This is a genomic window from Paenibacillus sp. J31P316, assembly GCF_056269105.1.
In genome coordinates this window covers 131,105-157,967 of the sequence record NZ_JBWDNI010000012.1, presented here as the reverse complement: position 1 = coordinate 157,967, position 26,863 = coordinate 131,105, and the positions used below count along the sequence as shown (strand labels likewise).

Here is a 26,863-nt window from a genome sequence, read left to right as displayed (position 1 = left end):
AGTCTCCCCATGCGAGGAAACTGCGTATCCGGTATTAGCATTCGTTTCCGAATGTTATCCCGGTCTTGCAGGCAGGTTGCCTACGTGTTACTCACCCGTCCGCCGCTAAGCCATCCCCGAAGGAATAACTCCGCTCGACTTGCATGTATTAGGCACGCCGCCAGCGTTCGTCCTGAGCCAGGATCAAACTCTCCATAAAAGTGACTTGTCCGAAGACGCATCATTTTCAGGATGTGCTTGTTAGCTCATCGCTGACTTACATTTAATGACCTTTTGACAGGTCGCTCATTGTTCAGTTTTCAAGGAACAAATTCATTTCTCATTCGCCTAATGTCTCAGCGGCGACTTGATTAATATATCACATCCGGTCATTCGTTTGCAAGCTTTTTTTTTAAATCTTTTTTCTTACTTGCTTGCCACCTTTTCACCCAAATGGGCTTTTCCCGGAGGCGGTAATAAAGAATTTATCATATCCCCAGCATGCCCGTCAAGCACTTTTAAAAATAAAATAACGCATGCTTGGAGGCATGCGTTATACCTTAATGATAGCGGAGTTCCAACACTTCCATATCGCCTGCTGTAGGCATGTAGGCCACTTCGCGCACATATCCGCGTTTGACCAGCTTTTGCAGCAGTAGCGAAAGATCCATGTGCAGCTCGGACAGCATCGGATGCAGTTGAAGCTCCATTACGCTCCACGGTTCCTCCCTGCTCTCCAAGATCGAAAGCAGCAGTCCGCAAGAAGACTTCATTTTACTCATGACCGAGAACTCACAGGCAAGCAGCACGAGCTGAACCCGCTTCTCCAACGTTTCCGGGGAAACCGTCAGCTCTTCGTAGAGTTTATAGATGCCTGGATTAAACCGGCGCATTTGACGCCAAATGCCGAGTTCCGGATGCACGCCTTTTTCTATAAAAGCAATATGAGCCCAATGGTTGAGCGCAGCTAGTATGTTGCTGTAAGCATCGAGCAGGTTGTTGTCCTGAAGATCCTGTTTGGCCTGGAGATACGTACGAATGAACCCCCCGAACTCCACCAATTCCTTCTGACTGCGTAATACGGATGGAAACGAAAGCAAGCCGTCGCGCAAATTCGCCAAATAATTGTCTCGGTCCAACAGGATTTCCCCCCGAGCAAGCCATTGTATAATACTCCGGTTCTCGCCGCCTCGCGTCCACTGATCCAATGTCGCGGGCGTGACCGTTCTGATTTGCACGCGTTCTCCGTCAAAGCTGATGTGCTCCGTTCCTTTGGCCGGGTTCTCGCGCTCGATAACGACGAGTATGAGCAGGTCCAAGCCGTCGATCAACGGATTGTACGGAAACGGGTTGTCGATCGCCGCCAGACTGACGAGTCCTTCCTGATGCTCATATGCGGCTTTGAAATGTGATTTTATATGCTCCACGTCTATCCCCCGTATAGCTTTCATGCTTACATTTAGCTATAATTATTTCGCAGTTGTTATTCACTTGTTCGACAATGTCCGTCCGTTTTCCTGCCTAAAGTCTTAGAAACAACTGGGAAGTGCCAGAAAGGATTGAAATTATGTTCGGAAAATCGAGTAAAATCAATGAGTTTCGGTTATGGGGACTACTCTTTACCCTATTCGGAATGGGTCTAATGATATTGGGAACAGCCGGCATCGTCTTCTGGGGACAAGCCGGTAAAGTATTCGCCGCCATCTTTATGGTTATCGGCATGATCGCGATGCTGCTCAGCGTAGGCGTTTATTTCTGGGCAGGCATGCTCTCCACCAGCGCCACCATTCTCGTGTGCCCGGAGTGCAACCGCCATACGAAGCTGCTCGGTAAAACCGACCGCTGCATGTACTGCAAAACAAAGATGACGCTCGATCCAAAGCAAGCGACCGACCTCGATGAAACCGAATCCGTCGAAGAAACCGCTCAACCGCAAGCTTAATGCTTGCACCGAGCTAAGCCATGAACTGAATTTGCATAGGAATTGAGCTTAACGCCAAAATGCCCTGCAGCCGGATTAATCCGGCTGCAGGGCATTTTTCATTGTGAGCTCTTATTGTGCGTTACTAGGGAAGCTTCGTCAAAGATTGATGTATGATGCCCCAAATGTCGTCGGATTGGAACTGGCGCTGCCAGGTTGCCGCGCCGGCCAAATTGTACTTCTTCACTAAAGCGACTCTCGCCTTCATTGATAAGGAATCCTCAATCCAAATACGCTGCAGCGCGCCATCCGCGGAATACTCCACGTACCTTTGTCCGGATTCCGCATCAATTACCGGCTTCAACCCGCGTTGTGCGATGAGCTTCTGGACAGCTTCCATGCCGAGCGTTTTGGAGGAGACGACGGTTTTGCCGTCCTTATCCTTCTTCTCCGTCCATTGACGCGTATACAACGGCATACCAAGCACGAGCTTGCCTGGCGGAACGCCGTCTTCCGTTAAAATCTTCTTCACCGACTGCTCGGTCCAAGGCAGCGAGGCTACGGAGCCCGAGATTGGACTCGCCGCCCAATGCTCGTCGTAAGCCATGATCATCATATAATCGACGACCTTGCCGAGGGCTGCACGGTCCAAGAACAAAGACCACATCTCGCTGTTCGACTTCGGTGTCACGTCGATCGATACCACGACGCCCATCTCGTGCATGTAAGGCGTCAGCTCGCGAGCAAACTGAACGAGGTTGGCTTTGTCGGCCGTATACACATTTTCAAAATCAAGGTTAATGCCCTGAAGCTTGTACATTTGCGCAAATGCGGCCAACTGCTGAATCATCTTCAATCGGGTTTCGGCGCTGGCCAACGCTTTCGTAGTGAGATCAGGATCGAAGCTGTTGCTGAATACCGCCCACACTTGTATATTAAGCTTGTGCGCCCGGTCGACATAAGCCTTATCGGCTTTGCTCTGGATACTGCCGCTGCCATCAACCAACGCGAACCAGGTCGGAGAGACGACATTCACGCCGGTTAAGTTATCGATGACGTCCGGACTCGGCGCTTTCATGTAGACGGCTTCCCAAGTTAGATTAATTTTGGAGCCAACAGCCTTCCACGCAGGGTAAACCGGCGCATCCTTCAAGGGCTTGATCTGTTCCATCTTCGTCAAGGCGACGGAGGACTTGTCCGCGTAACCGATAATACCGTCCGCGCTTTGAACGACATACCATTTATCTTTCTCGCCCCATATCCTGACTTCCTTGGACGCGGCGATGCGTTCGTAGATCGGTTCTTTCATCGACGGTCCGCGGCGGATCGTCAGTTCCCCCTTCTTCTTGGCCCCGAGTTGGATGGCGTCGCCCGCGGATAGAACGGTAACGATGCGGTTCGTAGGGTTGTAGGACACTTGCAGGCCAAACAATTCTTGCAGGGGCTGCGTTGGGATATAGACGGTCTTATCAACCACTTCAGCAGCAATTCGAAGCTGGTACGGCGTTTTATTGAGCTTCGCCGTCAGCGTATTCGTCTGCATGCGGAGTACTTTGTTGGATGTCGTGAGCACGATCGATCCTGTTTTGCTCTCGTAATAGACTTCTTCCTTCAATCCCAGCTGATCCTGAATAAATGAAATCGGAATTCTCACCTGCTCGCCGTCGACCAAAGCGCCCTTCGGTATGACTTGTCCATGATAGAGCAACGGATAGTCTTCACCATAGTCCGGCTTGACGATCGTATTGTTCGGCTCAAACCGCTGCCAGCCGAACCAAATCACTAAAAGCATAGCGGACAGTCCGCATGCGATAACGAGCCATTTCAGCCATCCGCCGCTGCGCCGTTTGGGCCGGTATCGAACCGTTTCCACGTTGTAAATCGCTCCTTTCATATAGACATGCTATTCCCGAAAACGGAAAAACATGCAGCTCAAGATCGCCATGCTGCAGGATTACACGACAGTCAGCGCCTCGAGCCTCTGAAGTTTGGCAAATAAAAAACGCGCATATGGCGAGCTTCCTCAACCCTTGCGCGTTCATTCGATTCATCATCGATTGGAGTCGTTATCGTTTAGTTTGCCTTATGCCGCGATGCGCAGCTTGCGCATTGTCCGTAGATTTCCATGCGATGTCCCTCGACTCGGAATCCGGTTTCCTTGGAAGCGGCAATCTCCACTTCCGTCAAAGGAGGATAGTCGAAGTCGACGATCGTGCCGCAAGTACGGCAAATCGCATGATAATGCTCGGATAAATCGGCATCGAATCGGCTGGAATCATCGCCGTAGGTTAGTTCCCGGATGAGTCCGGCTTCGACAAACAGCCGCAGGTTGTTGTATATGGTCGCCACGCTCATGCTTGGAAATGAAGGGGAGAGCGATTTATAAATTTCATCTGCAGTCGGATGAGTCATGGAGTGCATGAGAAAACTTAAAATAGCGTGACGCTGCGGGGTCATACGAACGCCGGTACTTTTCAATTGCTCCAAAGCTTGTTCCACGGTCGCACCCATGCCCAACACGTCCTTTCTGCAATAGTTTAGAACTATTGTACGTGCATCGTTTTCAATTTGTCAATGAAAGCGGAAATCATTTTATGACTTGTAACGATTTACCGCGATGCTGCTGTTGGCGTCAATATTGATCCGGTAAGCGCCTGTGCCGATGCTGCCACGGATCGTTTTCTTATTAACCGCGATCGGCAAATCGCTCGTTATGTCTCCGAACGTCACGGATCCGTTCACGGAATAATTGCCCGCCTCGGGAATCCAGACATGAATTTCGCCGATGGAGCTGTCGATGTCCCAGTCGCCGCCAACGATGCTGCTGGATACGTTGATGTCTCCGTTCAGCGTGTCTGCTCTCACCGTTCCCTGAACTTCTTTGATTCCGATCTGCCCATTCTTCGTATCCGCGTCCGTGTCCTGCGTCACGCGCTGCAAATCGATGTTCCCGCTCAACGTGGATCCGTCGAAGCTGCCGTCAATGTCCGAGGCTTTAATATCGCCGTTGTACGTATTAAGTGTTAGGTTTCCTTTCATCCCTGAAGCCGCTATGCTTCCATTCTTCGTTTCCGCGTCGACCGGACCTTCTATATCGTGAATTGCTATTTCGCCTGATGTCACTTTAATGGTCAGTCCACCGGACAAATGAAGGTCCGCCATATCAACAGAGCCATTCACGGTACTGATATAGAGCTCGGTGTTCGGCACCTCTACTTCATTAGACGTATCTTCATCCTCCGAGGTTTCAGTTTTATTACCGTTCAAGCCCGTGTTCACCGAATCGGTTGAATTGGAGGCAGCATTGTTCACGTCCGAGGGCGAGTCAGCTGATTGATCCAAATCGGATGAAGAAGGCTGTACTTCCATGCCGAATGAAGAATTCGCCGGAATGGTGACTACCATATTCATACGCGGCTTACGTTCCCCGTTAGTACCGTAAGGATGACCTTGCGCCTTGATTTCGATTTTTTCTCCGCCGTTCACGTCTACAGTGGACTTATCAGCCGTGTCGTCGGCTTCCGTCTTATCTGCGGAATCGACCCACATGACTGTCTCCACGACGACGCTGTCGACCTCGCCTTTCTTGACGGTCACATTTCCGTTCGTGTTGTTGATCGCAATGGCCTTCGTCTCCGGGAGCAGCGGTTGATGCACCGTATCCTTCACGAAACGATAGCCCTTCTCCTCACCGAACCCGCTCGTACCGGTCAAATTGACTTTGAATTCGTCCAGCCACCGGAACGGCATCGCAGCATATTGCGTAACGGCAAAAGCCGTAATTGCCACGAGAACTGCCAAAAAAGCGCCGCCGATATCAAAAGACGGACGTTTGGCTACCTGCCGATAAACGACGCTGGAGATGACGACTTCAAAACCTAACAGCACGAACGCCGCAGGCCACCATTGCCCCAGTAGCGAGATATCGTTAAGACCTTGTACTTGATCCCACAGCAGCAGTCCGCCTACGGTGACGAGCACGGCCGCTGAAGTGAACCGTCCCATTTTAAACATCGCATTCTTCCTCCTCCCCAGGATGACAAGCGCAAGCGCTATAGGCAGCAGCCCTGGCGCATACGCGGCGAAGCTCTCGATTAGCGGCGAGAAATCCAGTGATTTCTGTACCAGAACGAGCAGAACGCAGCCCATGGCAATGGCACCAATTCCTTGCAAAATCCCTATCCATCCCCTGCCGTGATCTCCATCGTCCGGTTCGGTCTGCTGCGGTTCCCTGCGAAGTTTCGCTGCCAGCTGGAGCGTCCCGAACACGCTGTAAAACCAAAAACAAGGCACGCCTAACCCGAGAAAAATAATGACCAGCGCAAAGCGACCGCCGCTTTCATCGGCTAATCGAATGATGGCCGCAATATCGGTCAGCGTTCCGAGAAGGAGAAGCAGCCCCGCTGCAGGCCTGCCCAGTAACATATGCCCGCCGCCGGGAATGAGGAAAGCTATCAAGGGTGCTAAGGATGTTTTGATGCTTGACGGCCCGCGCATAAGCCCCCTCCAATCGTAAATCAGTCTTTATTCGTATTGTAACATATTCCCTATGCGGCAAAGAGGCATGACCGCCTATTGACGGACATGCCTCTTCTCCTGGAAAGCATTATTGATTGAGACGCGCGAGCAGCAGCTTGTTAACCAGCGCCGGGTTCGCTTTGCCCTTGGTTTCTTTCATGACTTGTCCGACCAGGAAACCGATGGCTTTCTCTTTGCCGGCTTTAAAATCTTCAACCGACTGCGGATTAGCACTGACGATCCGATCGACGACTTCGGCAATCGCGCCTTCGTCGCTGATTTGGACCAGTCCCTGCTCCTCGACGATTTGCAGCGGACGCTTGCCGGTTTCCAGCATCTCTTTGAAGACGGTCTTCGCGATTTTGCTGCTGATGGTCCCCTTCTCCATGAGACCGATCATTTCGCCAAGTCCCTGGCCCGTCAGCTTGATATCTTCGAGCTCCAGGCCGCCTGCATTGAGGTAGCCGAGCAGATCGCCCATAATCCAATTGGATACGGATTTGGCATCCTTCGTGTATTGCAGGCTCTCTTCGAAGAAATCAGCCAGCTTCTTGGACGCCGTAATGACGCCGGCATCGTAGGATGGAAGGCCGAACTCGGACGAGTAACGCGCCTGGCGCGCATCGGGGAGTTCCGGAATGGACGCGCGCACGCGTGCCTTCCACTCGTCGTCGATGTGAATCTGCACGAGATCCGGGTCCGGGAAGTAGCGATAATCATGCGCTTCTTCCTTGCTCCGCATCGTGAACGTCTTGCCTTGCGACTCGTCCCAACGGCGCGTTTCCTGCACGACCTTGCCGCCGCTGTCGAGAATATCCGCTTGGCGCATCTCTTCGTACTCCAGGCCGCGCTGCACGCCGCGGAAGGAGTTCATGTTCTTGAGCTCCGCGCGGGTACCGAACTGTTCCTGGTCATACGGACGGATGCTGATGTTGGCGTCGCAGCGCAGCGAGCCCTCTTCCATCTTCACGTCCGACACGTCGCAGTAGAGCATGATGGCTTTCAATTTCTCGAGGTAAGCTTTAGCCTCCTCCGGCGTACGGATATCCGGCTCCGAGACAATCTCCACGAGCGGCGTTCCGACACGGTTGAAGTCGACGAGCGAACCGAAGCCGCCGTCAATGTGCGTCAGCTTGCCGGCATCCTCTTCCAAATGAAGGCGCGTGATGCCGATGCGTTTCGTTTGGCCATTGACCTCGATATCGATCCAGCCGTGCTCACCAACCGGTTTATCGAATTGGGAGATTTGATACGCCTTCGGCGAATCCGGATAGAAGTAGTTCTTGCGGTCGAATTTGCTGATGTCCGCGATTTGGCAGTTGAGCGCCATTGCGGCTTTCATGGCGAATTCAAGCGCCTGGCGATTCAAGACCGGCAGCACGCCGGGGTGTCCGAGACAGACCGGACATGTATGGGAGTTCGGCGGCGCGCCGAAGGAGGTCGAGCAGCCGCAGAAGATTTTGCTCTTCGTGTGAAGCTCGACGTGCACCTCCAGCCCGACGACCGTTTCGTATTTGTTCGGTTCAAACATGTTTTCGCCCTCCTGCTTCCTAAACGTTCCGCTACAGCTGCGGACGCTGTTTGTGATGCTCAGTATGCTGCTCGTACGCATGCGCGGCGCGGAGCACCGTGCGCTCGTCGAACGCTTTGCCGATGATTTGCAATCCAACAGGCAGTCCGTCCGCAAATCCGCACGGCACGCTGATGGCAGGCACTCCTGCCAAGCTGACCGGAATCGTGCAAATATCGTTCAAATACATCGTGAGCGGGTCGCCGACCTGCTCCCCGATCGGGAATGCCGTCGTCGGCGCCGTCGGTCCGATGATGAGATCGAAGTTTTGGAACACGTTGTCGAAATCCTGTTTGATCAGCGTGCGCACTTTCTGAGCCTTCAAATAATAAGCGTCGTAATAGCCGGAGCTGAGCGCATAGGTGCCGAGCATGATGCGTCGTTTCACTTCAGGGCCGAAGCCTTGGCTGCGCGATTTGCGGTACAGATCCAGAAGGTTGTCCGGATTGTCCGCGCGGACGCCGTAGCGAACGCCGTCAAAACGGGCCAGGTTCGAGGAAGCTTCCGACGAAGCCAGCAGATAGTACGTTGCCACCGCGTATTCCGTATGCGGCAAGGATACTTCTTCCCAGGTCGCGCCGAGGCTCTCGAATTGCTTGAGCGCAGCGAGCACCGCCTCTTTGACTTTTGGATCAATGCCTTGACCCAAATATTCCTTCGGTACGCCGATGCGGAGCCCTTTCACGTCGCCTGTGAGAGCGCTGACGTAATCGGGAATGTCCACGTTCGCCGATGTGGAGTCGTTCGGATCATAACCGGCGATTGATTGCAGCACGTAAGCCGAATCTTCGACGTTCTTCGTTAGCGGACCGATCTGGTCGAGCGACGAAGCAAACGCCACGAGGCCAAAGCGCGATACGAGACCGTAGGTTGGTTTCAGGCCGACGATGCCGCAATAAGCTGCCGGTTGGCGGATAGAACCGCCGGTATCGGAGCCCAGTGCGAAATAGACTTGTCCTGCCGCGACCGAAGCCGCGGAGCCGCCGCTGGAGCCGCCCGGCACGTAATCCGTATTCCACGGGTTGCGCGTCGGATAGAAGCTCGAATTCTCGTTGGAGCCGCCCATGGCGAACTCGTCCATGTTCAGCTTGCCGATCGTGACCGATTGCGCGGCCTTGAGCTTCTTCGTCACCGTTGCGTCATAGATCGGATCGTAGTTGCGCAGAAATTGGCTGGCGCAAGTCGTCAGCAAACCTTCCGTGACGATATTATCCTTGATTCCGGCAGGCAAGCCGAACAGCAGACCCTGTTCGCCGTCCTCGGCCAGTACCTTGTCCAGCTCGGCGGCCGCGGCACGGGCTCCCTCTTCGTTCAAGGTCAAAAACGCCTGGATGGATGCATCCGTCGCGGCGATACGCGAATACGAAGCGTCCACCAAATCGGCGACCGACAATTCTTTCTTCTTCAATTGATTATGTACTTCCTGCAGGCGTAAATCGAATAGAGCCAACAGCCGTTCCTCCCTTCATTTCCTTGCGAGCGAATTTATTCCAGTACGGCCGGCACTTTGAACTGACCGTCTTCATCTTCAGGCGCATTGCGCAGCGCGGTCTCGTTCGAAACGGACTCGCGGATGACGTCATCCCGCATGACATTGTAGACCGGCAGCACATGGGTCGTCGGTTCAACGTCGTCGGTTTGCAGCTCGTTCAGCTTCTCCGCGTATTTCAAGATCGCGTTCAGCTGTCCTTCGAACTGCTCCTTCTCCTGCTCGGAAAGCTCCAGCCGGGCCAAGTTGGCCACATGCTCAACATCTTTGATCGTGATGCTCATCGTATCATGTCCCGTCCTTTCCAACCAATTTGCACACATTCTACCCATTATAACGCAAGGATCGGAGCAAACTCAATGCAAATACGCACAGCGACGGGCATCGCTTCTTGCTGAAAGAAAAGAACCTGCCGATTGTTCCGGCAGGTTCAACGTATATTGCTTAACTGCTGCTAAAGTCCATGTAAGCTTAAGGTAGGTATGGTGGTGGTGGTGGTGGAGGATTGTCTCCTCCCGGCCATGGGCCTCCAACATTTCCCTCGATATCGATATCGATTGCAATTACGTCTGAGCGCTTGCCTCCGTCGACGATGACGCCGTATACGCGAGCATTTCCGAAGACACCATTAATTGTCGCACCAGTAGTGGAACCTAAGATATTGGTCGGCTGCGAATTGTTGATAACGTAATCCGCGCTTGGAGCTACTGCGCTTTCACTGACATCTGTCGAGGTCCAGTAGTAAAACGTATATCCATTAATCGATGATACAGGGGTATAGTCCGGCGTCAATAATCCATTATTATAGCCGGTTCCATAGCCATCGAAAGTCAGGATATCATCGGTGCGATAAAACGTATAAACCGTAAAACTGCTATCGAATTCGTTATTGGATGCGACCATGTAGAGCTTGTACGTCTTGTCCTTCGCTAAATCTTCCAGTGAAATCCCTGCTGCGTGGCCGTCAACGATCGATTCGCCATGTTGGAACGTGTCGTCACTGAATTCCTTTATCTCCTCTGCCGTCAACGTGTCTTCGCTGTCCGGAAGCAAGACATAATGGACTTTAGTTGCATTCTGGATATTCAGTGCAACATGAATCGAATCCGCGTCATCCCCCGGTTCACGAGTCGTTCCATCGGACTGCACGATGAGCGCCGGGATGGCAGCCTGGCCCTCTTCAGTCGTAAACGTGTAGCTGGCGACGGCCGAATTCACTCCATCGGAGCTGGCGATCAAATAAACGGTATACTTCGTAGCCGAATCAAGATCAAATCCATGATTATTGCCTATATTGAAATCGACTATCGCCGAATCAGCATATGTGGCGGAGCCCGTTCGAACGTTTAGTTCGCCGGTTGGCTCTTTGACCGCCGAGGCACTCACGTCGGTAACATCGCCCTGCCGAACAATATAATAAGTCGCATCCGTTGATTTGGATAGATTGGTCGTAACGGAGAAAGAAACGCCTTTCGCACTGATAACGGCATGCTCCTTATCAATCGTCAGCGTCGGACCTGCTGGAGTCGGCGGGTTCGTATTCGAATTCGAGCCCGTATTAGCGGGCGGCGCTGGAGGGGCCGGCGGCGCCTCTGTCACTTTAACCGGAACCGGCTTGTCCGCGTCTTTCTTGATTTCGTTGCCGTACAACGACTTCAAGCCCGTCGCTTCGATTACCGGCGTCTTGGTATTATCCAGCGTAAAGCCGTCGTGCAGCGTGATGATAATCGTCTTCTTGTCGTCGGAAAGCTTGAAGCTGTCCTTCTTCGGGTCCAGCGCGACACCGTTGACCGTAATCTTAGACAAGTCGATCGACGATTCGTCCAGCGCCGTCGTCGACGTCAACTCCAGCTTGTTGCCGGCCGCAAACTCCGCGCCGGATACCGCGAGCGGCTTCGATTCTTCCAACGTTTGCGCGCTCCCGTACGATCCGGTTACGAGCAGATCCCGCGTCGCGTTCGTTTTCCCGCCGAATTTACCGTCCGTCCCTTCCTCCAGCAGCTTCAGTTTGAGCGCCAGCGACACATACCCTTTCGCCCAATCCGAAACGGACTGATCATTGACGGGCGTAATCGACTTCGCATCCTTGTCCTTGCCCAAGACGCGAACAAGGAAGGTCGCCAGTTGTTCTTTGGTGACCGTGCCGGCAGGGTTGAACGTTCCTTCCCCGAAGCCGTCCGTAATTCCCGCGTTCTTCAGAGCCTCGATATACGGAAGCGCGTAGCCATTCGCCGCATCGTCCGCCTTTACGTCCGTGAAGCTGGAGGTTTTCAAATCCTTGTTCACGTCGAGCCCCGTAATCAATGCGGCGACTTTAGCGAATTGGGCCCGGTTCATTTCGTCTTTCAAGCCGAACGACGTGTCCGAGATCCCGTCGAATATGCCGGCGCTGATCATGGCGTCGAATTTCGCTTTCGTCGCGGCGTCCAAATCCTTCAAATCGGTGAAATCGGCAGACGTCTTGGCGCTGGCCTCGGCCGCGAACGAAGCGCCGACGGTCAACCCCAGCAGCAACGCGCCCGTCCATTTTAACGTTTTCATTATTATTACTCCCCCTGTTTGGATGATGTTCAATTTATATATCGGATTTTCTCCAGAGAGACTAAAGGCCTATTTTGAATAACAGTCTTTGGAAAATTGTATTTTTCTCGATTCAACTATCCCGCTTCAATGTGAAGATAAATTTCATACGAATCTAAGGGAACGCTTAAACCAATTTAAGCTTGATTTAAGGTTGGCTGTACATACTGGGACATGTAACCAGCTTCAACTCATCCAAAAACTGGAGGTAATAAGCATGAACATGAGCAAAACGATGAAGACGTTGACGATCGGGGCGGCGCTTGCCGTCATGATTCCAATCAGTGCATACGCAGCGACGAACTCGACGGCAGCAGGCAATACGAACAGTGCGGTAACGACCGAGAAAGGTGCGACAGACGCACCGAAAAAGGTCCAGCGGGAAGGCTTGCGAGGCAATGCCGTCAGCCAAGAGGTGTTGGATCTGTTGAAGCTCGACGCGGCAGCCTTGAAAGAAAAACTCGCTGCAGGTAAAACGTTGGCTCAAATAGCGGAAGATCAGGGCGTCACGCGCGAGGCGCTAAAAGCCGCGATGACGACCGCGTTTGACAAGCAGCAAGCTGAACAGAAGCAAGCTTTTGCCGATAACCTGGAAAAAGCGGTTGACGGTCAAATGAAATTCGATCAAGGTCCGGGCAAAGGCAAGGGCTTCGAAGGCAAGAGAGGCTTCTTCCTCTCCTCCGACAGCCTGGATCTGACGGCAACGGCCAAGCTGCTCGGCCTTAGCGCGGCTGAACTGAAAACGCAGCAAGCTGCGGGCAAATCGATCGCGGACATTGCCAAAGAAAAAGGCGTAGCCGCTCAGACCGTCATCGACTCCGTCAAACAGGCAATCGTAGACAGCCAGAACGCGGCAGTCAAAGCAGGCAAATTGACGCAGGAGCAAGCGGATAAATTGACCGCCGATGCCGCCGTCATCGCCGAAAAAATCGTCAACGGCACGGAGCCGAAGGGCGGCAAAGGACCTGCCGGACATAGAGGCGGTCACCTGCGCGCTGACGAAGGTAAAACGGGAGCTTCCTCCGACGCTGGCGCAGCGTCGGATACCGCCGCTGCCGATGGAAGCGGCGTATAGGCAGACATAGCCTAAGCGAATTTCTACACGTTCAAGGTCTAGGCAAGGTCTAGGCAAGGTCTAGGCAAGGTCTAGGCAAGGTCTAGGCAAGGTCTAGGCAAAATCCAAGCAAACTCTATAAACAGCAAAGAAGCCTCCTTCCCCAATCGGGAAAGGAGGCTTCTTCTTGTCCAATCAATGACCGACAGTTTGCGTCGTTGTCGATAGGATGCAGCTATGCTATCGTTGCTGCGTTACCGTCAAATCCATGCCTTCAAGCGCACTTGGCGCATGAAATCCTCTTGCGATTGCGGCTCGCTGCTGCCGCTCTCTTCTTCTTCCGCTTCCTGCTCCCCGTTCATGATCCGGAGAAACAGTTCCTCGTTATGCGTAGCCAGCGCGAAATCGATCAGCGCTTCGCGTTCCAGCTTATCGACCTCCAGCTTGATCAGCACTTCCTCAAGCTCGATATCGACGGCAGGCACGTAGAAATTCCGATTCGCCTTCGGCACCCGAATGACGTAATCGAAAGCATTATCGGCATTTCTATCGTACGCAATAATATAGCCATACTCCCCAATCGGGAGATTTTGTTCGAATATGTCGGACATGATCACGATACGTTGACCTAATTTAAACACGTTATTTGTCAGCTCCTGTCACACAATAGCCGTTACTCCGTTACTCTATGACTCTATCCTACTAAAAAATAAGATGGAAGTCCAATAGAGCGCCAGACTACGATGATAGGAGCGTCGGCCGTTTGCGAAGCGCGAAAGCGGCTGTCTCGATCGCGGCCGCCAGGATACATAAAGTACTGACTACGGACGGCCAACGACTGCCAGCCGCAGGATCGAGAAATTGCGCCGAAGCAAGCTTCGGGAGCATGCCCGGACTCGCGGACAACATATCCGGAAACAGCCCAGCCGTTAAGGAAAGCGCCGCGAGCAAGGCAAGCGAACAGGCCGCAGCTGCCGCGCCGCTTCGCAGAAGCGCGCTGAACGCGAGCGTCAGCAGCCCGGCCAAGACAAGCCACAGCCAGTATAGCGCAAAGGCGTTCAGGCTGCGGTGCCAATCCGGCATTTGAAACAAGACGCTCGTATAATAATAGGCTGCCCCGAAGCCACCCGCGAATGCGATGGTGATCAGCGTCAACTGCGCTGCCCACTTGGAAGCGACGAAGCTGCGGAAGGAAACCGGCTTCACAAGAATCATGGCCGTCATGCCGCCGGTCCTTTCCGCGGATATGGCGTTCATCGATGACAAGGCTAGAATCAGCAGCCCGAAGACATTGAGTTGCTGCAGCGTCTGCGCCATCACCTCGTTTGCGGTAGGAACGGGGATCGAGATGACCGCTCCTTCGGGCAAATTGCCCGCATGGGCAAGAAGATCGGGCAGAAAATACGTCGACACGGGCTGCATCGCGCTGAGCAAAACAAAGACAAGCGGTACCCAGAGCAGCTTATACGTACGAATCAGCTCCAGCCACTCCTTCCGATACATGACCGCCCATTGCCTCATGGCGCATCCACCGCTTTCAAGAAAATATCTTCCAGCGAGGCATGGCCGATTTCGAGCCTCGTCAGCGGCAGGCCGGTCTCCAGCAATTGCTGCAGCACGTACGTCTTCGCTTCTTCTGCGTCGTGAACTTGAAGTTTGGCGGCATGTTCGCCCGGCAGCAGCGCAGAAGAGGCGATGGAAGGATGGGAGAGCCCGCCCAGCCATGCGGCAAGCTGCATCCGTGCCGGCCGATTGTCCTCCACTTCCAGCGTCAGGACAGGCGTACGATGAAGTCCGCGTATGTCGCCGATGGCGCCACTGATTGAAATCCCGCCACCCTGCAGCAGGATGACATCGTCGCATAGCTCCTCCGCGTCATGCAGTACATGGGTCGAGAATAAAATCGTCGTCTCCTGCTTCAGCTCCCGGAGCAGTTCCATGACATCGCGTCTGCCGATTGGATCGAGCGCGGACACGGGCTCGTCAAGAACGAGCAGCTTCGGGCGGTGCATGAGCGCCTGCGCCAAACCGAGCCGCTGCTTCATGCCGCCCGAGTAACCGGCAATTCGGCGTTTGCCCGCAGCAGCGCCGAGTCCGACGCGCTCGAGCAGCTCAGTCCCGCGCGAAGCGGCTTCTCGATGGGACAATCCGCAAAGTCGGCCGGCATAGCGCACGAACTCGGTGCCGCTCATCCAGCCGTAAAAGGCCGGAAGCTGCGGCAAATAACCGATGAGCGCGCGCGGATCGGCTCCAGGAGCCAGCCCTTGAACATGCACGCTGCCCGAAGACGGCGCGAGCAATCCGGTCAATATGCGGATCAGCGTCGTCTTGCCCGCTCCGTTCGGACCCAGAAGCGCGGCGCAGCGGCCCTCGTAAAGCGTCAAGTCGATCTGCCGCAGGGATTGCACGGCACCAAAGCTTTTGGAGACGTCGTGAAAACGAACGATGGCTTCCTTGCGATGAGTAGACGCCAGTGTCTCTGCAGCCTTATCTTGCTTAGCTGGCATTCTCATGACTGCCTTCTCCCGAATAAGAAAAACACGATCGATCCGACGATATTAAAGACGATAATAATCAAGATCCACATCCACTTCGGACCATGGGTATGCTCCGCCCGGACGCAGGCGACGATTGCTGAGATGATGAGTACAAGCTCTACAACGGCAAGCGGCAGGATGATAGAAATCAGCTGCGCCGTCGAAAGTTGATCCATGCTGTGCACCTCCCTATGTTTCACAGTCCCGGTCGGGTTCCTGTTCAGGTTCCTGTCCCGGTTCTAGTTCATCAGTTCAAGTAAGTTCAAGTAAGTTCAGTTCAAGTTCAGATTCAAGTTCAAGTCAAATCCCACTTCCGGTCCCGGCTTCATTGCCATTACCGTGCCTTTTTCTCGCATTCACTGGGCGCCGTACGATAAACCAATAGAACAGCAAAGGCATCGGACATTGAATAAGTCCCCACAGTCCCCAAAACCATGGATATCGGCTGTGCTTGCGGGCATCCGAGAACAACCAGTTGGACTGGACGAGCAAAATGATCGCAGCGACGATGAGAGTTACTATTTTCAGCGCATTCATCTATGACGCCTCCTCGCTCTGCTTGACCGGGAGTAGCCAACGATCAGGAAGATACCGGCGCCGGCGAAGACGCAAGCCTGAAGGACGGCGAAAAACACGAAGCTGTTCTGCCAAAGCAGCAGCAGGCCGCCGAGCACGACCGCACTGACCAGCCAAAATAGATAACGCTCCGCTCGCTGCCGGCTTCGCAGCTCCTCCTTGCCTTCCCGCACAAGTCGCGCGAAAGCATCCTCATGCATAGGGGGCGGCACGATGGATGCATCCCATTGTTCCAATGCCCCACCCAGCCGTTCATTGAAAAATTGCTCTTGCTCCCGTTCCGGATCTCCGTCACGTTTCTTCATCCGTCCTCAGCTCCTTTCTCAGCTTGCCCAATCCGTTATGCAGCCTGGATTTCACGGTTCCGACGGGAATGTTCATCCAGTCGGCGATTTCTTCGTACGCGTAACCATAATAGTATTTCAGCAAAATCGGAACGCGCTGCTCGTAAGGCAGCCCGCCGAGCGCATCGAGCGCATCCGGCCATTCCTGCTGCTGCAGCGCGGCTTGGAATCGAATTCCTTGAAGCGCCTGCTCCTCGGACTGCCATTTCCGAGAGCGCTGCGCCTTGCGCATTTCGTCGATATAGAGCCGCGTGCCGACCGAAATCAGCCACGTCGACAACTTGCTTCTGTTCTGGAAGTCTCCGATGCGTTCAATTGCCCTCAGCATGGTGTCCTGCACCAAATCTTCCGCCATCGGTTTGTTCATCGCGATTTTCAGCAGATACCGATACAGAAACGCGTAATGGTGCCGAAGCAATTCCGCAAGTGCCTGATCGTCGCCGCGGACCGCTCGCGCGATTAGTCGTTCTTCCTCGGGATGGGGTTCAGCGCTGCTCATGTCCGGGCTCCTTTCCGTAGGTTTGGAGTTGTTGTCGCCTGTTTGACGGCGGAGACTGCCGTTTTGTTCATTTGCAAATGATGTAAATTAATTTTATTTTGCGTCGCTTCCGTTTGCGTAATCATTTTCAACTGCTGCACAACCGTTCAATATACAAATTGCACGCATGATAAAGCTACCCCAACCGATTAAATTCGAGAAACAGTTGAGCCTTTTGTCACTATTGACAATGATAATCATTATCAATTATGATGAAGTTATTCCAAGCCCTAACATCCCTGCATACACCTTTGCACACGGTAAATTAAGCGAAATACCAGTATAAAATTCTAGCATGCATAGAGGAGAGAACAATGGGACTGCTATATGATATCTATCAATCGGTACTGGATAAGAAGGATTTCGAGTCTGATGCAGAACTAATCGCGCAGGTCGATGACGCCGCAAATGGCGACGAGCCGTTCTCTCTGCTCCTATTTCTGTCGCAGTCACAAAGAAAAGACATTCGTGTAAAGGCTGCGGCCGGCCCTGCTTCGGGACGTAATCCGGGATAACCTGCACGCTCATGCGAGGTAAAAGTGCAGTACATAACAAAAACAAGGCCATTCCTCAACGAGGAACGGCCTTATTCCGGTTGTCGTTGTCTCTTAACCGCTAGATCGTCATGGCGCCGAAGCCGCCATCCACGCGAATCAATGAGCCCGTCACGTAGCCGGAAGCCGCTTCCGATGCCAGCCAAACGACCGCGCCTTGCAGCTCCTTGGGATCGCCGAACCGTTTCATCGGCGTGTGGCCCATAATGCTGGCCACGCGTTCCTCCGATAGAATCGCGCGGTTCTGCTCCGCCGGGAAGAAGCCCGGCACGATTCCGTTTACGCGAATGCCGTGCGGCGCGAATTCCCTGGCCAGAAACTGCGTCATGCTGTTGACCGCATGCTTCGAAGCCGAATACGTAAACACGCGCGACAGCGGCGGTCCCGCGGAAACCGAGCTGATGGTGATGATGCTTCCGCCGTGACCGGCGTCGATCATCGACCGCCCGAATACTTGGCAGGTCAGCATGACGCTCTTGGCGTTCACGTCCATGATGGCATCCCATTCTTCCTCCGTGATGTCGAAGAACGGCGTTGCGCTGTTCGTGCCTGCCGTGTGCAGCAAAATATCGCTTCTGCCGTTTGGCGACCAAGCATTGATCTCGCCCGCTACGCGAATGAGATCGGATTTGGAAGCAGCATCAGCCCGGAAGACCGCAGCGCGGCCCGAAGCAAGCAGCTGCGCCAGCTTCGGCTCTGCCTTCTCCGGATTGCGGACGACGAGCGCCGCATGGGCGCCATGTTCGATCAATGCTTCCGCCATCACGCTGCCGAGCGTGCTGCCCGCGCCGATAACGACCGCCGTACGGCCCGTCAAATCAAATAACGTACTCATGAATTCATTTCTCCTCCAAGGGCGGCGGATGAAGTCAGGCTCCCGCCTTCGGTCGACAGCTGCAGCATTCGCCGCCGGTACGACTCCGGGCTTTCGCCGACGGTCGTCTTGAACAGCCGGCTGAAATGGGGCAGCTGATGAAAGCCGACGGCGCGGCAAACGTCCGACACCGATTGCCTCGGCTCCAGCCGAAACATCATTTTCGCCTGATTGATGCGCCGGTTGTATAAGTATTTGAACACGGTCGTGCCGGTGACGTCTTTGAATAAATTGGATAGATACGGCTTGGTCAGATGAAGCGCGCCGGCGATATCGTCCAGCGTGATCTCGAGGGCGTAATGATCCTCCAAGTAGGAGATGACGCTCTGCACATGCTGCTCCTTCAAGGAACGGTGGTCCCGTTCGTTCACCGGCGCGATGCACCAGTCCCGGATCAGATGAAGCAGCTCGATGACGCGAATGACGAATCGGTCGTACGACGTCCGGACACCCGCTTCATTCGTGCGCAAGTAAAGCCGGTTCATCTCGTTCAGCAGCGACTCCAGTTCCTCCTGCTCCTCGGGACGAAGCGAGATCCGGATATTGCGCAGATTCTCGAACGGCTTTAGCAGCATCGCCGCCGTGTCAGGCTGAAGAATGCGGTGCACGTATGCCGGATCCATATGGATAATGGTGCGAATGTACGGCTTCTCCGGCGACGGATTCGGGCAATGCAGGGTCATGCCGTGCATCAGAATCAAATCCCCGGGCTGCAGCGTAATCAGCTTATCGCCGATCAGGTAGTTGCATTCGCCCTCTTGAAAATAATACATTTCATAGAACGCATGCGAATGAAACTGGGCCCCCGGCATGGGAGCGGCGTTGCGGTAATTAAGTTCAATCGGCTGCTGCCATTGCATCGTGACCGGCATTTCCGACCCCTCCAAATGGATGCCCGTATCCGGGCGAGCTATTGAACTCATTGTACCATGACGCTCCCTTCAAGGGTCATATCCGCCTACAGCCGGACCGCTTTATTTTGCGCTTCGATGCAAAGCTGGGCCGCCTTGAACGCATGCGCCTGCGTCATGGCGTTCTCGGTCCTGTTCAAACCGTCCAAGATCAACTCGCCGAAGTACGGGAAGCCGACCTGACCGCCGACGGACAGATGATGCTCGCCCTCGTGATTGACCAGATAGACATGGTCGCCGCTCCGGTCGCGGCCGATGTCGATGTATTTGCGCAGCTCGATAAAGCCGTCGGTGCCGAGAATAATCGTCCGGCCGTCGCCCCATGTGCCGAGACCGTTCGGCGTCAGCCAGTCCACGCGGAAATAGTTCGTCGCGCCGTTGTCGCCGATCAGGGTCGCATCCCCGAAGTCTTCGAGCTCCGGCACGTCGAGGTTGTTGTAGTTCGCTACTTTGCTGCTCGCGACCGTCGCGTCCTTGCAGCCCGCAAAATACAGAAACTGCTCGATCTGATGGCTGCCGATATCCGTCAGGATGCCTCCGTACTGCTCCTTGCGGAAGAACCAGTCCGGACGCGAAGGCTTGTTAAGGCGATGCGGCCCAGTTCCGATTACCTGCACGACGCGGCCGATCGCACCTTCTTGAATGAGCCGGCCGGCATAGATCGCGCTCTCCACATGAAGACGCTCGCTGTAATAAACCATATATTTGCGTCCCGTCGCTTCGGCCGTCGCTTTCGCTTCCGCGAGCTGCTCCAGCGTCGTGAACGGCGTTTTATCCGTAAAATAATCCTTGCCGTGCTTCATGACCCGGACGCCGAGCGGTCCGCGGTCGGAGGGAATCGCTGCCGCCGCTACCAGCCTGACTTCGGCGTCTTCAAGAATAACTTCCGGCGAGGAAGCGGCTTGCGCCTGCGGATACGCCTTCAGAAATTGCTCGACCTTCGCAGGATCCGGATCGTAGACCCACTTGAGCGTCGCGCCCGCTTCCAACAGCCCGTTCGTCATGCCATAAATATGGCCGTGATCCAGCGCCATCGCTGCGATGACGAACTCCCCCGGGCCGCACACGGGCTCCGGCTTCGCGACCGAAACCGGCGCGTAATTCATGCCGTCCGTACGATTGAACGCCGCCATCAGTTCTTCGCCTCTGCCGGCTGCGGCCGCTTGAATTTGGACGTTGCGATCCGTTTGTTCAATTCAGCTTCATGAAGCGCCTCGTCGAGCGGCAGGTCAACCCAGTCGTCCAGCCACGTGGACAGATGCATCGCGTTCGAGAGCGTCAGACCATGAATGCCCTCTTCGCCGGGTGCAACCAGCGGCGTGCCGTGAAGCACGGCATCGGTGAAATTCTGAAGAATGCCGGCATGCTCGGGGCTAGGTCCGGCCGCAGGTAAATCGATTTTCCACACTTCAGGGGAAGCGAACGGCGCTTTATTGCGCGCGTTGAAGGCCGCTTCGTCCTCGCGCAGGCGATAGAGCGTCATGCGATCGTCCTCGATGACGATTTTGCCGCGGCTGCCCGACACTTCCAAACGGTTCGTGCCCGGAGCGTCGGACGTCGACGTAATGAACACCGCCGTCGCGCCGTTCGCGTATTCCGCGTATGCCGTCACGTCGTTCTCCACTTCGATGTCGCGATTCTTGCCGAATTGGCAGAAGGCGCGCATGCGGGTCGGCATCATGCCCGTCGTCCACTGCCACAGATCGAGGTTATGCGGACATTGGTTAATCAATACGCCGCCGCCTTCGCCGCCCCATGTAGCGCGCCAAGTGCCGGAGTCGTAATACGCCTGCGTCCGATACCAGTTGGTGATGATCCAGTTGATGCGTCTGACTTCGCCGATCTCGCCGGATGCGATCAGCTCGCGCAGCTTCTGGTAGAGCGGGTTCATGCGCTGGTTATAGACAATGCCGAACTTGCGGCCGCTGACCGCAGCCGCGTCATTCATCTCGCGGACCTGCTTCGCGTAAACGCCGGCCGGCTTCTCGATCAGCACATGCATCCCTTTGGCCAATGCGTTGATCGCTTCGGCCGGATGGTCGTAATGCGGCGTCGCCACGACTACCGCGTCGACCAGCCCGGAAGCGATCATCGCGGACGCGTTCTCGAACACGGCGACCTTGCCTCCGTACTGCTCCTCCGCCCACTGCCGCTTGCTTTCGAATTCGTCGCAGACAGCCGTCAGGACCGCCCCTTTGATCGTGCCGGATGTCAAAATTCCCGCGTGTCCCGACCCCATGTTGCCGATGCCGATAATTCCGTATCTCACCTGATTCATTTGATTTCCTCCATCCATGTATTCATTTGATCCGCATACGTACGCAGCATCGTCCGCGTATCGAACGTTCCGCTGAAATCCTCCACGCCAAACCATCCGTCATAACCGACGGTTCGCAAATCGCGCAGCACTTGCTTCCACGGCACGATGCCGTTCGCGATCGGCGCCCAGCCGCTGTTCCACTGCACGGGGCTCGAATGATCAGCCGTTACGCCAGGAGAAGCGGACTGCCAGCCCGCGTTCTTCACATGCACGTGAGCCAAATAAGGACCAAGCAGCTCCATGCCCATGCGATAATTCTCGAACCCTTCGTGCACCATATTGCCCGGATCATAGAGTACGCCGACGGCGTCCGGATTAAACGCCGACACGAGGCGGTGAGCGAGCGATGCGCTCGGCGCAATCGTCTGATGATGCGTCTCGACCAACGCCTTCACGCCATATTCCAGCGCAAGACGCTCCACTTCCTTCAGATAGCGTACGGCTTGCTCGAACAGCTCCCCGTAGGTCTTGCTTCTGTCATAGCCGGGCACGCCTACGCGCACCATCGACGCATCGAGGCGCTTCGCGAGCCGCAGCACTTGTTCGGTTCCCTCGATATCGCCGCAGGCCAAGTAAGGCGTGACGGCAATGGTTCGGCGGTCATGAGCGGCCGCCGCATGTCGGAATCGGCCGATCTCCTCGTCGCCCGCATTCGGCGAGATCGTGCACTGATTGTTGCCCCAAAAGGAAGGCTTCTCCTGCAGCAGTTCGGCCGGCGTTTCCTTGCAGCGCCATTCCAGTCCCGCTATGCCCGCGGCGGCCGCTGCCTCGCATAGCTCTTCCGGCGTCAAATCCGGTGCGGCAACGGTGAAAATCGATAGTTTCAGCATGGTGCCCGGTTCAGTCCCTTCGTTTGGATATCGCTTCCCAGATGCCGTTCAAGTACGTCGCGCCCAGCGCGCGGTCGAACAAGCCGTAACCCGGCCGTCCTTGCTCGCCCCAGATCATTCTGCCGTGGTCAGGGCGAAGCGGACCGGTAAAGCCGGTTTCGTGCAGCGCCTCGAGCACGCGCGTCATGTCGATGGAACCGTCAGCGGACAGATGCGCCGACTCTTGGAAGGAGCGCGGTCCCGTGCGCAGGATGTTCCGCGTGTGCGCGAAATGCAGCTTGCCCAGCGAGCCGAAATGGCGAATGATGGCCAGCAGGTCGTTATCCTCGTTCGCGCCGAGCGAGCCCGAACAGAACGTGATGCCGTTGGCCCGGCTGTCGACATGCTCCGTCAGTCGGCGCAGCTGCGCCAAGCTGCTGACGATGCGCGGCAGCCCGAATATCGGCCAAGGCGGATCGTCGGGGTGGATCGCCATGACGACGCCGGCTTCTTCCGCGACGGGAATGATGCGCTCGAGGAAGTAGGCTAGGTTGGCGAACAGCGTTTCTTCCGTTACGTCGGCATAGGCCTCGATGAGCTGCCCCATCTCTTCCTTCGTGTAGCTGGCGTCCCAGCCGGGAAGCGACAAATCGCCGAGCACCGGGTCCATCCGGGAAATCGTCGCGTCCTCGAAAGTCAGCGTCGTCGAGCCGTCCGGCAGCACATGCGCCAAGCTCGAGCGGGTCCAGTCGAAGACGGGCATGAAATTATAGCAAATGACAGGTACGCCTACCGCGCCAAGCCTGCGGATGGTTTGACTGTAATTTTCAATCAATCGGTCGCGCGTCGGCCGTCCCAGCTTAATATCTTCGTGTACGGGAACGCTCTCGATTACGGCGATGCGCAATCCTGAAGCTTCGATCGTTTCTTTCAGCGCCAGAATCGAATCCACCGGCCACGCCTCGCCTACCGGCACGTCGTAAAGCGCGGTTACAATGCCGTGCATGCCAGGGATTTGGCGGATATTTTGCAGCGTGACGGGGTCGTCTTGGCCAAACCACCTGAACGTCATTTTCATGGAGAGCACACCTCTTCGTTCAGAATTGTGAAGGCTTACAAAAAACAGCTACCAAGTAGTCCTGACTCATTGTAGCATAGCGCTATCGGAATATAATCGACTGCCGCAATGAGATTAACCACAGTTAAATGATTAGGCGTATTCGGTTGTTTGAATCAAGGAAAGCCGTCACAAGAACAGGCAGAGACGAGAAAAGCGGAGAAGAAGAAGAAGAAGAAGAAGAAGGAGAAGGAGAAGAAGGAGAAGAAGAAAAGAAAAACTGCCCGCAGAATCCCTTAGGATTTCCGCGGGCAGTTTTTCTGCTGCACATGGCTCGCTAGAGCACGATCAGCCCTTCCGGCGACTTCGTCAGCTGCCGGCAGCCAGCGTGCGTGATGAGGTAGCTGTTCTCGATTCCCACGACGCCGCGTCCGGGGAAGGTGAACTTCGGCTCCACGGCGAGCACCATGCCCGGCTCCAGCGGAGTGCTGAACCCCCGGGCCAGCACGGGCCATTCGTCGACCTCCAACCCGATGCCGTGGCCGAGGAATTTGACCTGGTTGCGGCCGAAGCCCATGAAATGCGCGGCCAATCCAGCCGCCGCGGCATCCTCGAGCGAGGCTGCGTAGACGACATCGCAGGCCGTGCCGGGCCGCATCAGCGCCTCGGCATGCCGGATGATCCGCTCCGAATGGGCGTATGCTTCGGCAAGGTCGTCGGGCAGCGCGCCGATAACCGCGGTTCGCGTCTGATCGATGACGTAGCCGTCGATGCAGCAGCCGATATCGATGAGAATCGGCTCATTGCGCTGGATGCGTTTGCGGCTCGTGCTCTGCGGCGCGGCCGGGCCGAGCCCCAGCCCGCCGGCCGGACCGTCGAAAGCGCTTGGCACGGCGGCGGCGGCGCCGGAACCGAGCATGCCCGTCATGATTTCCATGTTGTAGCTGCGCGTCCGCATGACGCCGATATGGCCGCGAATGCGCATTTCATACTCGAGGCGCGCCATCAGCGTAAGCTCCGGCACGCCTTCCTTGATTATGGGAAGGGCAGCTTCCAATGCCTCGGCCACGACTGTCGCCGCAGCCTCGATGCGGCTTACTTCCCAGTCTGATTTGATCATGCGCACGCTTCGAACGAGAGCGGAACCGTCAATCAGCGAACAGCCGGGGTTGCCGCCCGATACGGCTTCCGCCAGCTTGGCGCAGGTCGCTGCCGGCAGCACATCCATTTCCGTTCCGATTCGAATCCTCTTCGGAGCGGCATTACCGTCGCCTCCGAATACGGTCGGATGCCCGCCGGCCAGCTGCGCATGGAAGCCGCGAAGCGAAGTCAACGCTTCCACCTTGACCGCCGACTCCCGCTCCGCCCGTTCCACGCTGCGCCTGACGTAGAATACCGGCTCGCCCGCGACGGGAATAAACGCATAGCCTGCCTGCATCGAGCCCGTAAAATAAACCAGGTCCACATGCTGCGTCACCAGAAAAGCGTCCATCCCGTCCCCGGACATGCGTGCTTGCAGTCTTCTTACCCGCCCCATGATTTCTTCCCGATCAATCGCTTCCGTCTCGATCCCATTGCCTTGCACGTCTTCCCGCTCCTCGCTGCACGTAGATTCCTTCATGCTTCTCTCATTACAACAAAAGATCGGTTAGCGCGTCAACTTGGTCTCCGCGTCCTTTATCATCCGACCAGTCTGCGCTTTCATGCATTTAGTTTGAGATATCGCTTGTCAACCAACACTAGTCTATGTAGAATCGATAAAAGTTGCGCATTCGTACACGATCATAACGAAACAATGGAGGATTCAGAGCTCAATGAAACAACAAGAAATCGGCGTTCTCGACAGGCCGCCGCTCGCGCAGAGCCTCATGCTCAGCATCCAGCATCTCTTCGCCATGTTCGGATCGACGGTGCTCGTTCCGAACCTGCTCGGCGTGGACCCTGCTATATGCCTGCTGATGAACGGAATCGGCACGCTGCTCTACATCTTTATCGTAAAAGGTAAAATTCCCGCCTATCTCGGCTCAAGCTTTGCCTTCATCGCTCCGGCTGGCGCGGTCATCGGCAACCATGCCTCTCATGCCGACGGCTATGCTGCGGCGCTCGGCGGCTTCATCGCGGCTGGCGTCGTGTTCACCATCATCGCCCTGATCATTCATGCGGCAGGGACCGGTTGGATTCATGTGCTGTTCCCGCCGGCGGCCATGGGTGCAATCGTAGCCGTCATCGGGCTCGAGCTTATTCCGGTCGCGGCCGGCATGGCAGGCTGGATCAAAGCGCCGAGCGCGGCGGCCGACGCGGTATGGACGCCCGATGCGACCACGATTACGATATCGATCGTTACGCTGCTGATCACGGTGCTCGGCTCCGTCTTGTTCCGCGGCTTCATGCGCATCATTCCGATTCTCGTCGGCATCGTCTGCGGCTACTTGCTGTCGTACGCGCTGGACGTTACCTCCTTCCAAGGCGTTGCGGACAGCGGCTGGCTGAGATCCCCCGACTTCACGATGCCGTCCTTCGAATGGGCGGCGATCCTGACGATCGTCCCCGCCTCGCTCGTCGTCGTGGCCGAGCATATCGGCCATCTGATCGTGACGGGCAATATCGTCCATAAGGACTTGTCCAAGGATCCCGGCTTGCACCGTTCGATGCTCGGCAATGGCGTCTCCACCATCTTGTCGGGCTTTCTCGGCTCGACGCCGAATACGACGTACGGCGAGAACATCGGCGTGCTGGCCATTACGCGCGTGTATTCTACGTTCGTCATTGGCGGCGCGGCAGTCTTCGCGATCCTGCTCTCGTTCCTCGGCAAATTCTCCGCGCTCATATCGGGCATTCCCGAGCCGGTCATGGGCGGCGTCTCGCTGCTGCTGTTCGGCGTCATTGCCGCTTCGGGTCTGCGCATGCTCGTGGAATCCAAGATCGATTACAGCAAACCAACGAACTTATATCTGACTACGATCGTGCTCGTGACCGGCCTTAGCGGCGCCAAAATCACGATCGGCGACTTCACGCTCTCGGGCATGGCGCTCGCGACGGTAACGGCGATCGTGCTCAGCCTGCTTTTCAAGCTATTCGAAATCGCGCGGTGGTCGAATGATGCGGATGCATCGGAGCATTAATTATTAGCTAACCGCTTAAACTGCGCAGTCGAATGCTCTTCCGACCGCTGTTGTTCCCGGATTCCGGAATGGTAGGTTCGAAGGAGGGAATCCGGAATTTCGGCACAGAA

General features: G+C 55.5%; 27 protein-coding genes and 1 rRNA gene. 5 read left to right on the top strand and 23 right to left on the bottom strand.

Annotated features, from left to right (window positions below; genetic code table 11):
* Together AC0YNU_RS25030 and AC0YNU_RS25025 are read right to left on the bottom strand one after the other, a co-directional pair.
* A 16S ribosomal RNA gene (locus AC0YNU_RS25030) occupies positions 1–199 on the bottom strand; the annotation flags it as partial.
* Between the two features lie 340 nt (positions 200–539).
* Positions 540–1,406 (bottom strand): nucleotidyltransferase-like protein, encoded by an 867-nt coding sequence (locus AC0YNU_RS25025; RefSeq protein WP_475761408.1) that lies wholly within the window; start codon positions 1,404–1,406, stop codon positions 540–542.
* A gap of 140 nt (positions 1,407–1,546) precedes the next feature.
* Here AC0YNU_RS25025 and AC0YNU_RS25020 point away from each other — a divergent pair, with 140 nt between their 5' ends.
* Entirely contained in the window at positions 1,547–1,921 is a 375-nt protein-coding gene (locus AC0YNU_RS25020; RefSeq protein ID WP_475761407.1) for a YgzB family protein, read from the top strand.
* A 124-nt stretch (positions 1,922–2,045) separates the two neighbouring features.
* Here AC0YNU_RS25020 and AC0YNU_RS25015 read toward each other — a convergent pair whose 3' ends face one another.
* The 7 genes from AC0YNU_RS25015 to AC0YNU_RS24985 all read right to left on the bottom strand — a co-directional run bounded on the left by AC0YNU_RS25015 (position 2,046) and on the right by AC0YNU_RS24985 (position 12,018).
* Complete coding sequence (locus AC0YNU_RS25015; RefSeq protein WP_475761406.1) at positions 2,046–3,773, bottom strand: glycosyl hydrolase family 18 protein; 1,728 nt, start codon at positions 3,771–3,773, stop codon at positions 2,046–2,048.
* A 200-nt stretch (positions 3,774–3,973) separates the two neighbouring features.
* Positions 3,974–4,411: a Fur family transcriptional regulator gene (locus AC0YNU_RS25010; RefSeq protein WP_161698341.1), complete on the bottom strand. Its 438-nt coding sequence runs from the start codon at positions 4,409–4,411 to the stop codon at positions 3,974–3,976.
* An 81-nt stretch (positions 4,412–4,492) separates the two neighbouring features.
* On the bottom strand, positions 4,493–6,325 hold the full coding sequence (locus AC0YNU_RS25005) for a DUF4097 family beta strand repeat-containing protein (RefSeq protein WP_475761405.1): 1,833 nt from the start codon (positions 6,323–6,325) through the stop codon (positions 4,493–4,495).
* Positions 6,326–6,506: 181 nt separating this feature from the next.
* Complete coding sequence (gene gatB, locus AC0YNU_RS25000) at positions 6,507–7,949, bottom strand: Asp-tRNA(Asn)/Glu-tRNA(Gln) amidotransferase subunit GatB (RefSeq protein WP_475761404.1); 1,443 nt, start codon at positions 7,947–7,949, stop codon at positions 6,507–6,509.
* A 31-nt stretch (positions 7,950–7,980) separates the two neighbouring features.
* Positions 7,981–9,438 carry an Asp-tRNA(Asn)/Glu-tRNA(Gln) amidotransferase subunit GatA gene (gatA, locus tag AC0YNU_RS24995; RefSeq protein WP_475761403.1) on the bottom strand — a complete coding sequence of 486 codons (1,458 nt, stop codon included), beginning with the start codon at positions 9,436–9,438 and terminating at the stop codon, positions 7,981–7,983.
* Positions 9,439–9,473: 35 nt separating this feature from the next.
* A complete protein-coding gene (gatC, locus tag AC0YNU_RS24990; protein WP_475761402.1) occupies positions 9,474–9,761 on the bottom strand; it encodes an Asp-tRNA(Asn)/Glu-tRNA(Gln) amidotransferase subunit GatC in 288 nt (95 codons plus the stop codon).
* Between the two features lie 187 nt (positions 9,762–9,948).
* Complete coding sequence (locus AC0YNU_RS24985) at positions 9,949–12,018, bottom strand: S-layer homology domain-containing protein (RefSeq protein WP_475761401.1); 2,070 nt, start codon at positions 12,016–12,018, stop codon at positions 9,949–9,951.
* Positions 12,019–12,274: 256 nt separating this feature from the next.
* Between AC0YNU_RS24985 and AC0YNU_RS24980 the strand changes: the two genes are divergently transcribed.
* On the top strand, positions 12,275–13,132 hold the full coding sequence (locus AC0YNU_RS24980) for a hypothetical protein (protein ID WP_475761400.1): 858 nt from the start codon (positions 12,275–12,277) through the stop codon (positions 13,130–13,132).
* A gap of 239 nt (positions 13,133–13,371) precedes the next feature.
* On the opposite strand, the gene AC0YNU_RS24975 is transcribed toward AC0YNU_RS24980, so the two are convergent.
* The 7 genes from AC0YNU_RS24975 to sigY form a co-directional block, all read right to left on the bottom strand.
* Positions 13,372–13,752 (bottom strand): ATPase, encoded by a 381-nt coding sequence (locus AC0YNU_RS24975; RefSeq protein ID WP_475761399.1) that lies wholly within the window; start codon positions 13,750–13,752, stop codon positions 13,372–13,374.
* 97 nt (positions 13,753–13,849) lie between these two features.
* Positions 13,850–14,632 (bottom strand): ABC transporter permease, encoded by a 783-nt coding sequence (locus AC0YNU_RS24970; RefSeq protein WP_475761398.1) that lies wholly within the window; start codon positions 14,630–14,632, stop codon positions 13,850–13,852.
* Positions 14,629–15,624, bottom strand: a complete 996-nt coding sequence (locus tag AC0YNU_RS24965) for an ABC transporter ATP-binding protein (RefSeq protein WP_475761397.1) — start codon at positions 15,622–15,624, stop codon at positions 14,629–14,631. Before AC0YNU_RS24965 ends, AC0YNU_RS24970 begins: the two co-directional genes overlap by 4 nt.
* A complete protein-coding gene (locus AC0YNU_RS24960; protein WP_475761396.1) occupies positions 15,621–15,824 on the bottom strand; it encodes a PLD nuclease N-terminal domain-containing protein in 204 nt (67 codons plus the stop codon). The genes AC0YNU_RS24965 and AC0YNU_RS24960 overlap by 4 nt, the downstream gene beginning before the upstream one ends.
* Before the next feature lie 124 nt (positions 15,825–15,948).
* Positions 15,949–16,185 (bottom strand): hypothetical protein, encoded by a 237-nt coding sequence (locus tag AC0YNU_RS24955; RefSeq protein ID WP_475761395.1) that lies wholly within the window; start codon positions 16,183–16,185, stop codon positions 15,949–15,951.
* On the bottom strand, positions 16,182–16,529 hold the full coding sequence (locus AC0YNU_RS24950) for a DUF5345 family protein (RefSeq protein ID WP_475761394.1): 348 nt from the start codon (positions 16,527–16,529) through the stop codon (positions 16,182–16,184). Before AC0YNU_RS24950 ends, AC0YNU_RS24955 begins: the two co-directional genes overlap by 4 nt.
* A complete protein-coding gene (sigY, locus tag AC0YNU_RS24945; protein ID WP_475761393.1) occupies positions 16,516–17,067 on the bottom strand; it encodes an RNA polymerase sigma factor SigY in 552 nt (183 codons plus the stop codon). The genes AC0YNU_RS24950 and sigY overlap by 14 nt, the downstream gene beginning before the upstream one ends.
* Before the next feature lie 353 nt (positions 17,068–17,420).
* On the opposite strand from sigY, the gene AC0YNU_RS24940 reads away from it, so the two are divergent.
* Entirely contained in the window at positions 17,421–17,621 is a 201-nt protein-coding gene (locus AC0YNU_RS24940) for a hypothetical protein (RefSeq protein ID WP_475761392.1), read from the top strand.
* Between the two features lie 100 nt (positions 17,622–17,721).
* Here AC0YNU_RS24940 and AC0YNU_RS24935 read toward each other — a convergent pair whose 3' ends face one another.
* Genes AC0YNU_RS24935 through uxuA form a run of 6 tightly spaced genes read right to left on the bottom strand, consistent with a single transcriptional unit; the run spans position 17,722 to position 23,652 of the window.
* A complete protein-coding gene (locus AC0YNU_RS24935; RefSeq protein WP_475761391.1) occupies positions 17,722–18,495 on the bottom strand; it encodes an SDR family oxidoreductase in 774 nt (257 codons plus the stop codon).
* Entirely contained in the window at positions 18,492–19,457 is a 966-nt protein-coding gene (locus tag AC0YNU_RS24930) for an AraC family transcriptional regulator (RefSeq protein ID WP_475761390.1), read from the bottom strand. The genes AC0YNU_RS24935 and AC0YNU_RS24930 overlap by 4 nt, the downstream gene beginning before the upstream one ends.
* A gap of 35 nt (positions 19,458–19,492) precedes the next feature.
* Positions 19,493–20,578, bottom strand: coding sequence for a Gfo/Idh/MocA family protein (locus AC0YNU_RS24925; protein WP_475761389.1), 1,086 nt, complete (start codon positions 20,576–20,578; stop codon positions 19,493–19,495).
* Entirely contained in the window at positions 20,578–21,723 is a 1,146-nt protein-coding gene (locus AC0YNU_RS24920; RefSeq protein ID WP_475761388.1) for a Gfo/Idh/MocA family protein, read from the bottom strand. The genes AC0YNU_RS24925 and AC0YNU_RS24920 overlap by 1 nt, the downstream gene beginning before the upstream one ends.
* The gene (locus AC0YNU_RS24915) at positions 21,720–22,592 is read right to left on the bottom strand and encodes a sugar phosphate isomerase/epimerase family protein (protein WP_475761411.1); all 873 of its coding nucleotides are present in this window, start codon (positions 22,590–22,592) and stop codon (positions 21,720–21,722) included. The genes AC0YNU_RS24920 and AC0YNU_RS24915 overlap by 4 nt, the downstream gene beginning before the upstream one ends.
* Positions 22,593–22,605: 13 nt before the next feature.
* The gene (gene uxuA, locus AC0YNU_RS24910; RefSeq protein WP_475761387.1) at positions 22,606–23,652 is read right to left on the bottom strand and encodes a mannonate dehydratase; all 1,047 of its coding nucleotides are present in this window, start codon (positions 23,650–23,652) and stop codon (positions 22,606–22,608) included.
* A 146-nt stretch (positions 23,653–23,798) separates the two neighbouring features.
* Here uxuA and AC0YNU_RS24905 point away from each other — a divergent pair, with 146 nt between their 5' ends.
* On the top strand, positions 23,799–23,972 hold the full coding sequence (locus tag AC0YNU_RS24905) for a hypothetical protein (protein WP_475761386.1): 174 nt from the start codon (positions 23,799–23,801) through the stop codon (positions 23,970–23,972).
* Here the strand turns inward: AC0YNU_RS24905 and AC0YNU_RS24900 are convergent.
* A complete protein-coding gene (locus tag AC0YNU_RS24900) occupies positions 23,969–25,168 on the bottom strand; it encodes a M24 family metallopeptidase (protein ID WP_475761410.1) in 1,200 nt (399 codons plus the stop codon). The genes AC0YNU_RS24905 and AC0YNU_RS24900 overlap by 4 nt on opposite strands.
* 277 nt (positions 25,169–25,445) lie before the next feature.
* Between AC0YNU_RS24900 and uraA the strand changes: the two genes are divergently transcribed.
* Positions 25,446–26,753: a uracil permease gene (uraA, locus tag AC0YNU_RS24895; protein ID WP_475761385.1), complete on the top strand. Its 1,308-nt coding sequence runs from the start codon at positions 25,446–25,448 to the stop codon at positions 26,751–26,753.
* Positions 26,754–26,863 lie beyond the last annotated feature (110 nt).

Coding starts and splice junctions, on each gene's coding strand:
- AC0YNU_RS25020 (WP_475761407.1), top strand. CDS start 1,547: ATGTTCGGAAAATCGAGTAAAATCAATGAGTTTCGGTTATGGGGACTA.
- AC0YNU_RS25010 (WP_161698341.1), bottom strand. CDS start 4,411: ATGGGTGCGACCGTGGAACAAGCTTTGGAGCAATTGAAAAGTACCGGC.
- AC0YNU_RS25005 (WP_475761405.1), bottom strand. CDS start 6,325: ATGTTACTGGGCAGGCCTGCAGCGGGGCTGCTTCTCCTTCTCGGAACG.
- gatB (WP_475761404.1), bottom strand. CDS start 7,949: ATGTTTGAACCGAACAAATACGAAACGGTCGTCGGGCTGGAGGTGCAC.
- gatC (WP_475761402.1), bottom strand. CDS start 9,761: ATGAGCATCACGATCAAAGATGTTGAGCATGTGGCCAACTTGGCCCGG.
- AC0YNU_RS24985 (WP_475761401.1), bottom strand. CDS start 12,018: ATGAAAACGTTAAAATGGACGGGCGCGTTGCTGCTGGGGTTGACCGTC.
- AC0YNU_RS24980 (WP_475761400.1), top strand. CDS start 12,275: ATGAACATGAGCAAAACGATGAAGACGTTGACGATCGGGGCGGCGCTT.
- AC0YNU_RS24970 (WP_475761398.1), bottom strand. CDS start 14,632: ATGAGGCAATGGGCGGTCATGTATCGGAAGGAGTGGCTGGAGCTGATT.
- AC0YNU_RS24965 (WP_475761397.1), bottom strand. CDS start 15,624: ATGAGAATGCCAGCTAAGCAAGATAAGGCTGCAGAGACACTGGCGTCT.
- AC0YNU_RS24960 (WP_475761396.1), bottom strand. CDS start 15,824: ATGGATCAACTTTCGACGGCGCAGCTGATTTCTATCATCCTGCCGCTT.
- AC0YNU_RS24955 (WP_475761395.1), bottom strand. CDS start 16,185: ATGAATGCGCTGAAAATAGTAACTCTCATCGTCGCTGCGATCATTTTG.
- AC0YNU_RS24950 (WP_475761394.1), bottom strand. CDS start 16,529: ATGAAGAAACGTGACGGAGATCCGGAACGGGAGCAAGAGCAATTTTTC.
- sigY (WP_475761393.1), bottom strand. CDS start 17,067: ATGAGCAGCGCTGAACCCCATCCCGAGGAAGAACGACTAATCGCGCGA.
- AC0YNU_RS24940 (WP_475761392.1), top strand. CDS start 17,421: ATGGGACTGCTATATGATATCTATCAATCGGTACTGGATAAGAAGGAT.
- AC0YNU_RS24935 (WP_475761391.1), bottom strand. CDS start 18,495: ATGAGTACGTTATTTGATTTGACGGGCCGTACGGCGGTCGTTATCGGC.
- AC0YNU_RS24930 (WP_475761390.1), bottom strand. CDS start 19,457: ATGAGTTCAATAGCTCGCCCGGATACGGGCATCCATTTGGAGGGGTCG.
- AC0YNU_RS24925 (WP_475761389.1), bottom strand. CDS start 20,578: ATGGCGGCGTTCAATCGTACGGACGGCATGAATTACGCGCCGGTTTCG.
- AC0YNU_RS24920 (WP_475761388.1), bottom strand. CDS start 21,723: ATGAATCAGGTGAGATACGGAATTATCGGCATCGGCAACATGGGGTCG.
- uxuA (WP_475761387.1), bottom strand. CDS start 23,652: ATGAAAATGACGTTCAGGTGGTTTGGCCAAGACGACCCCGTCACGCTG.
- AC0YNU_RS24900 (WP_475761410.1), bottom strand. CDS start 25,168: ATGGGGCGGGTAAGAAGACTGCAAGCACGCATGTCCGGGGACGGGATG.
- uraA (WP_475761385.1), top strand. CDS start 25,446: ATGAAACAACAAGAAATCGGCGTTCTCGACAGGCCGCCGCTCGCGCAG.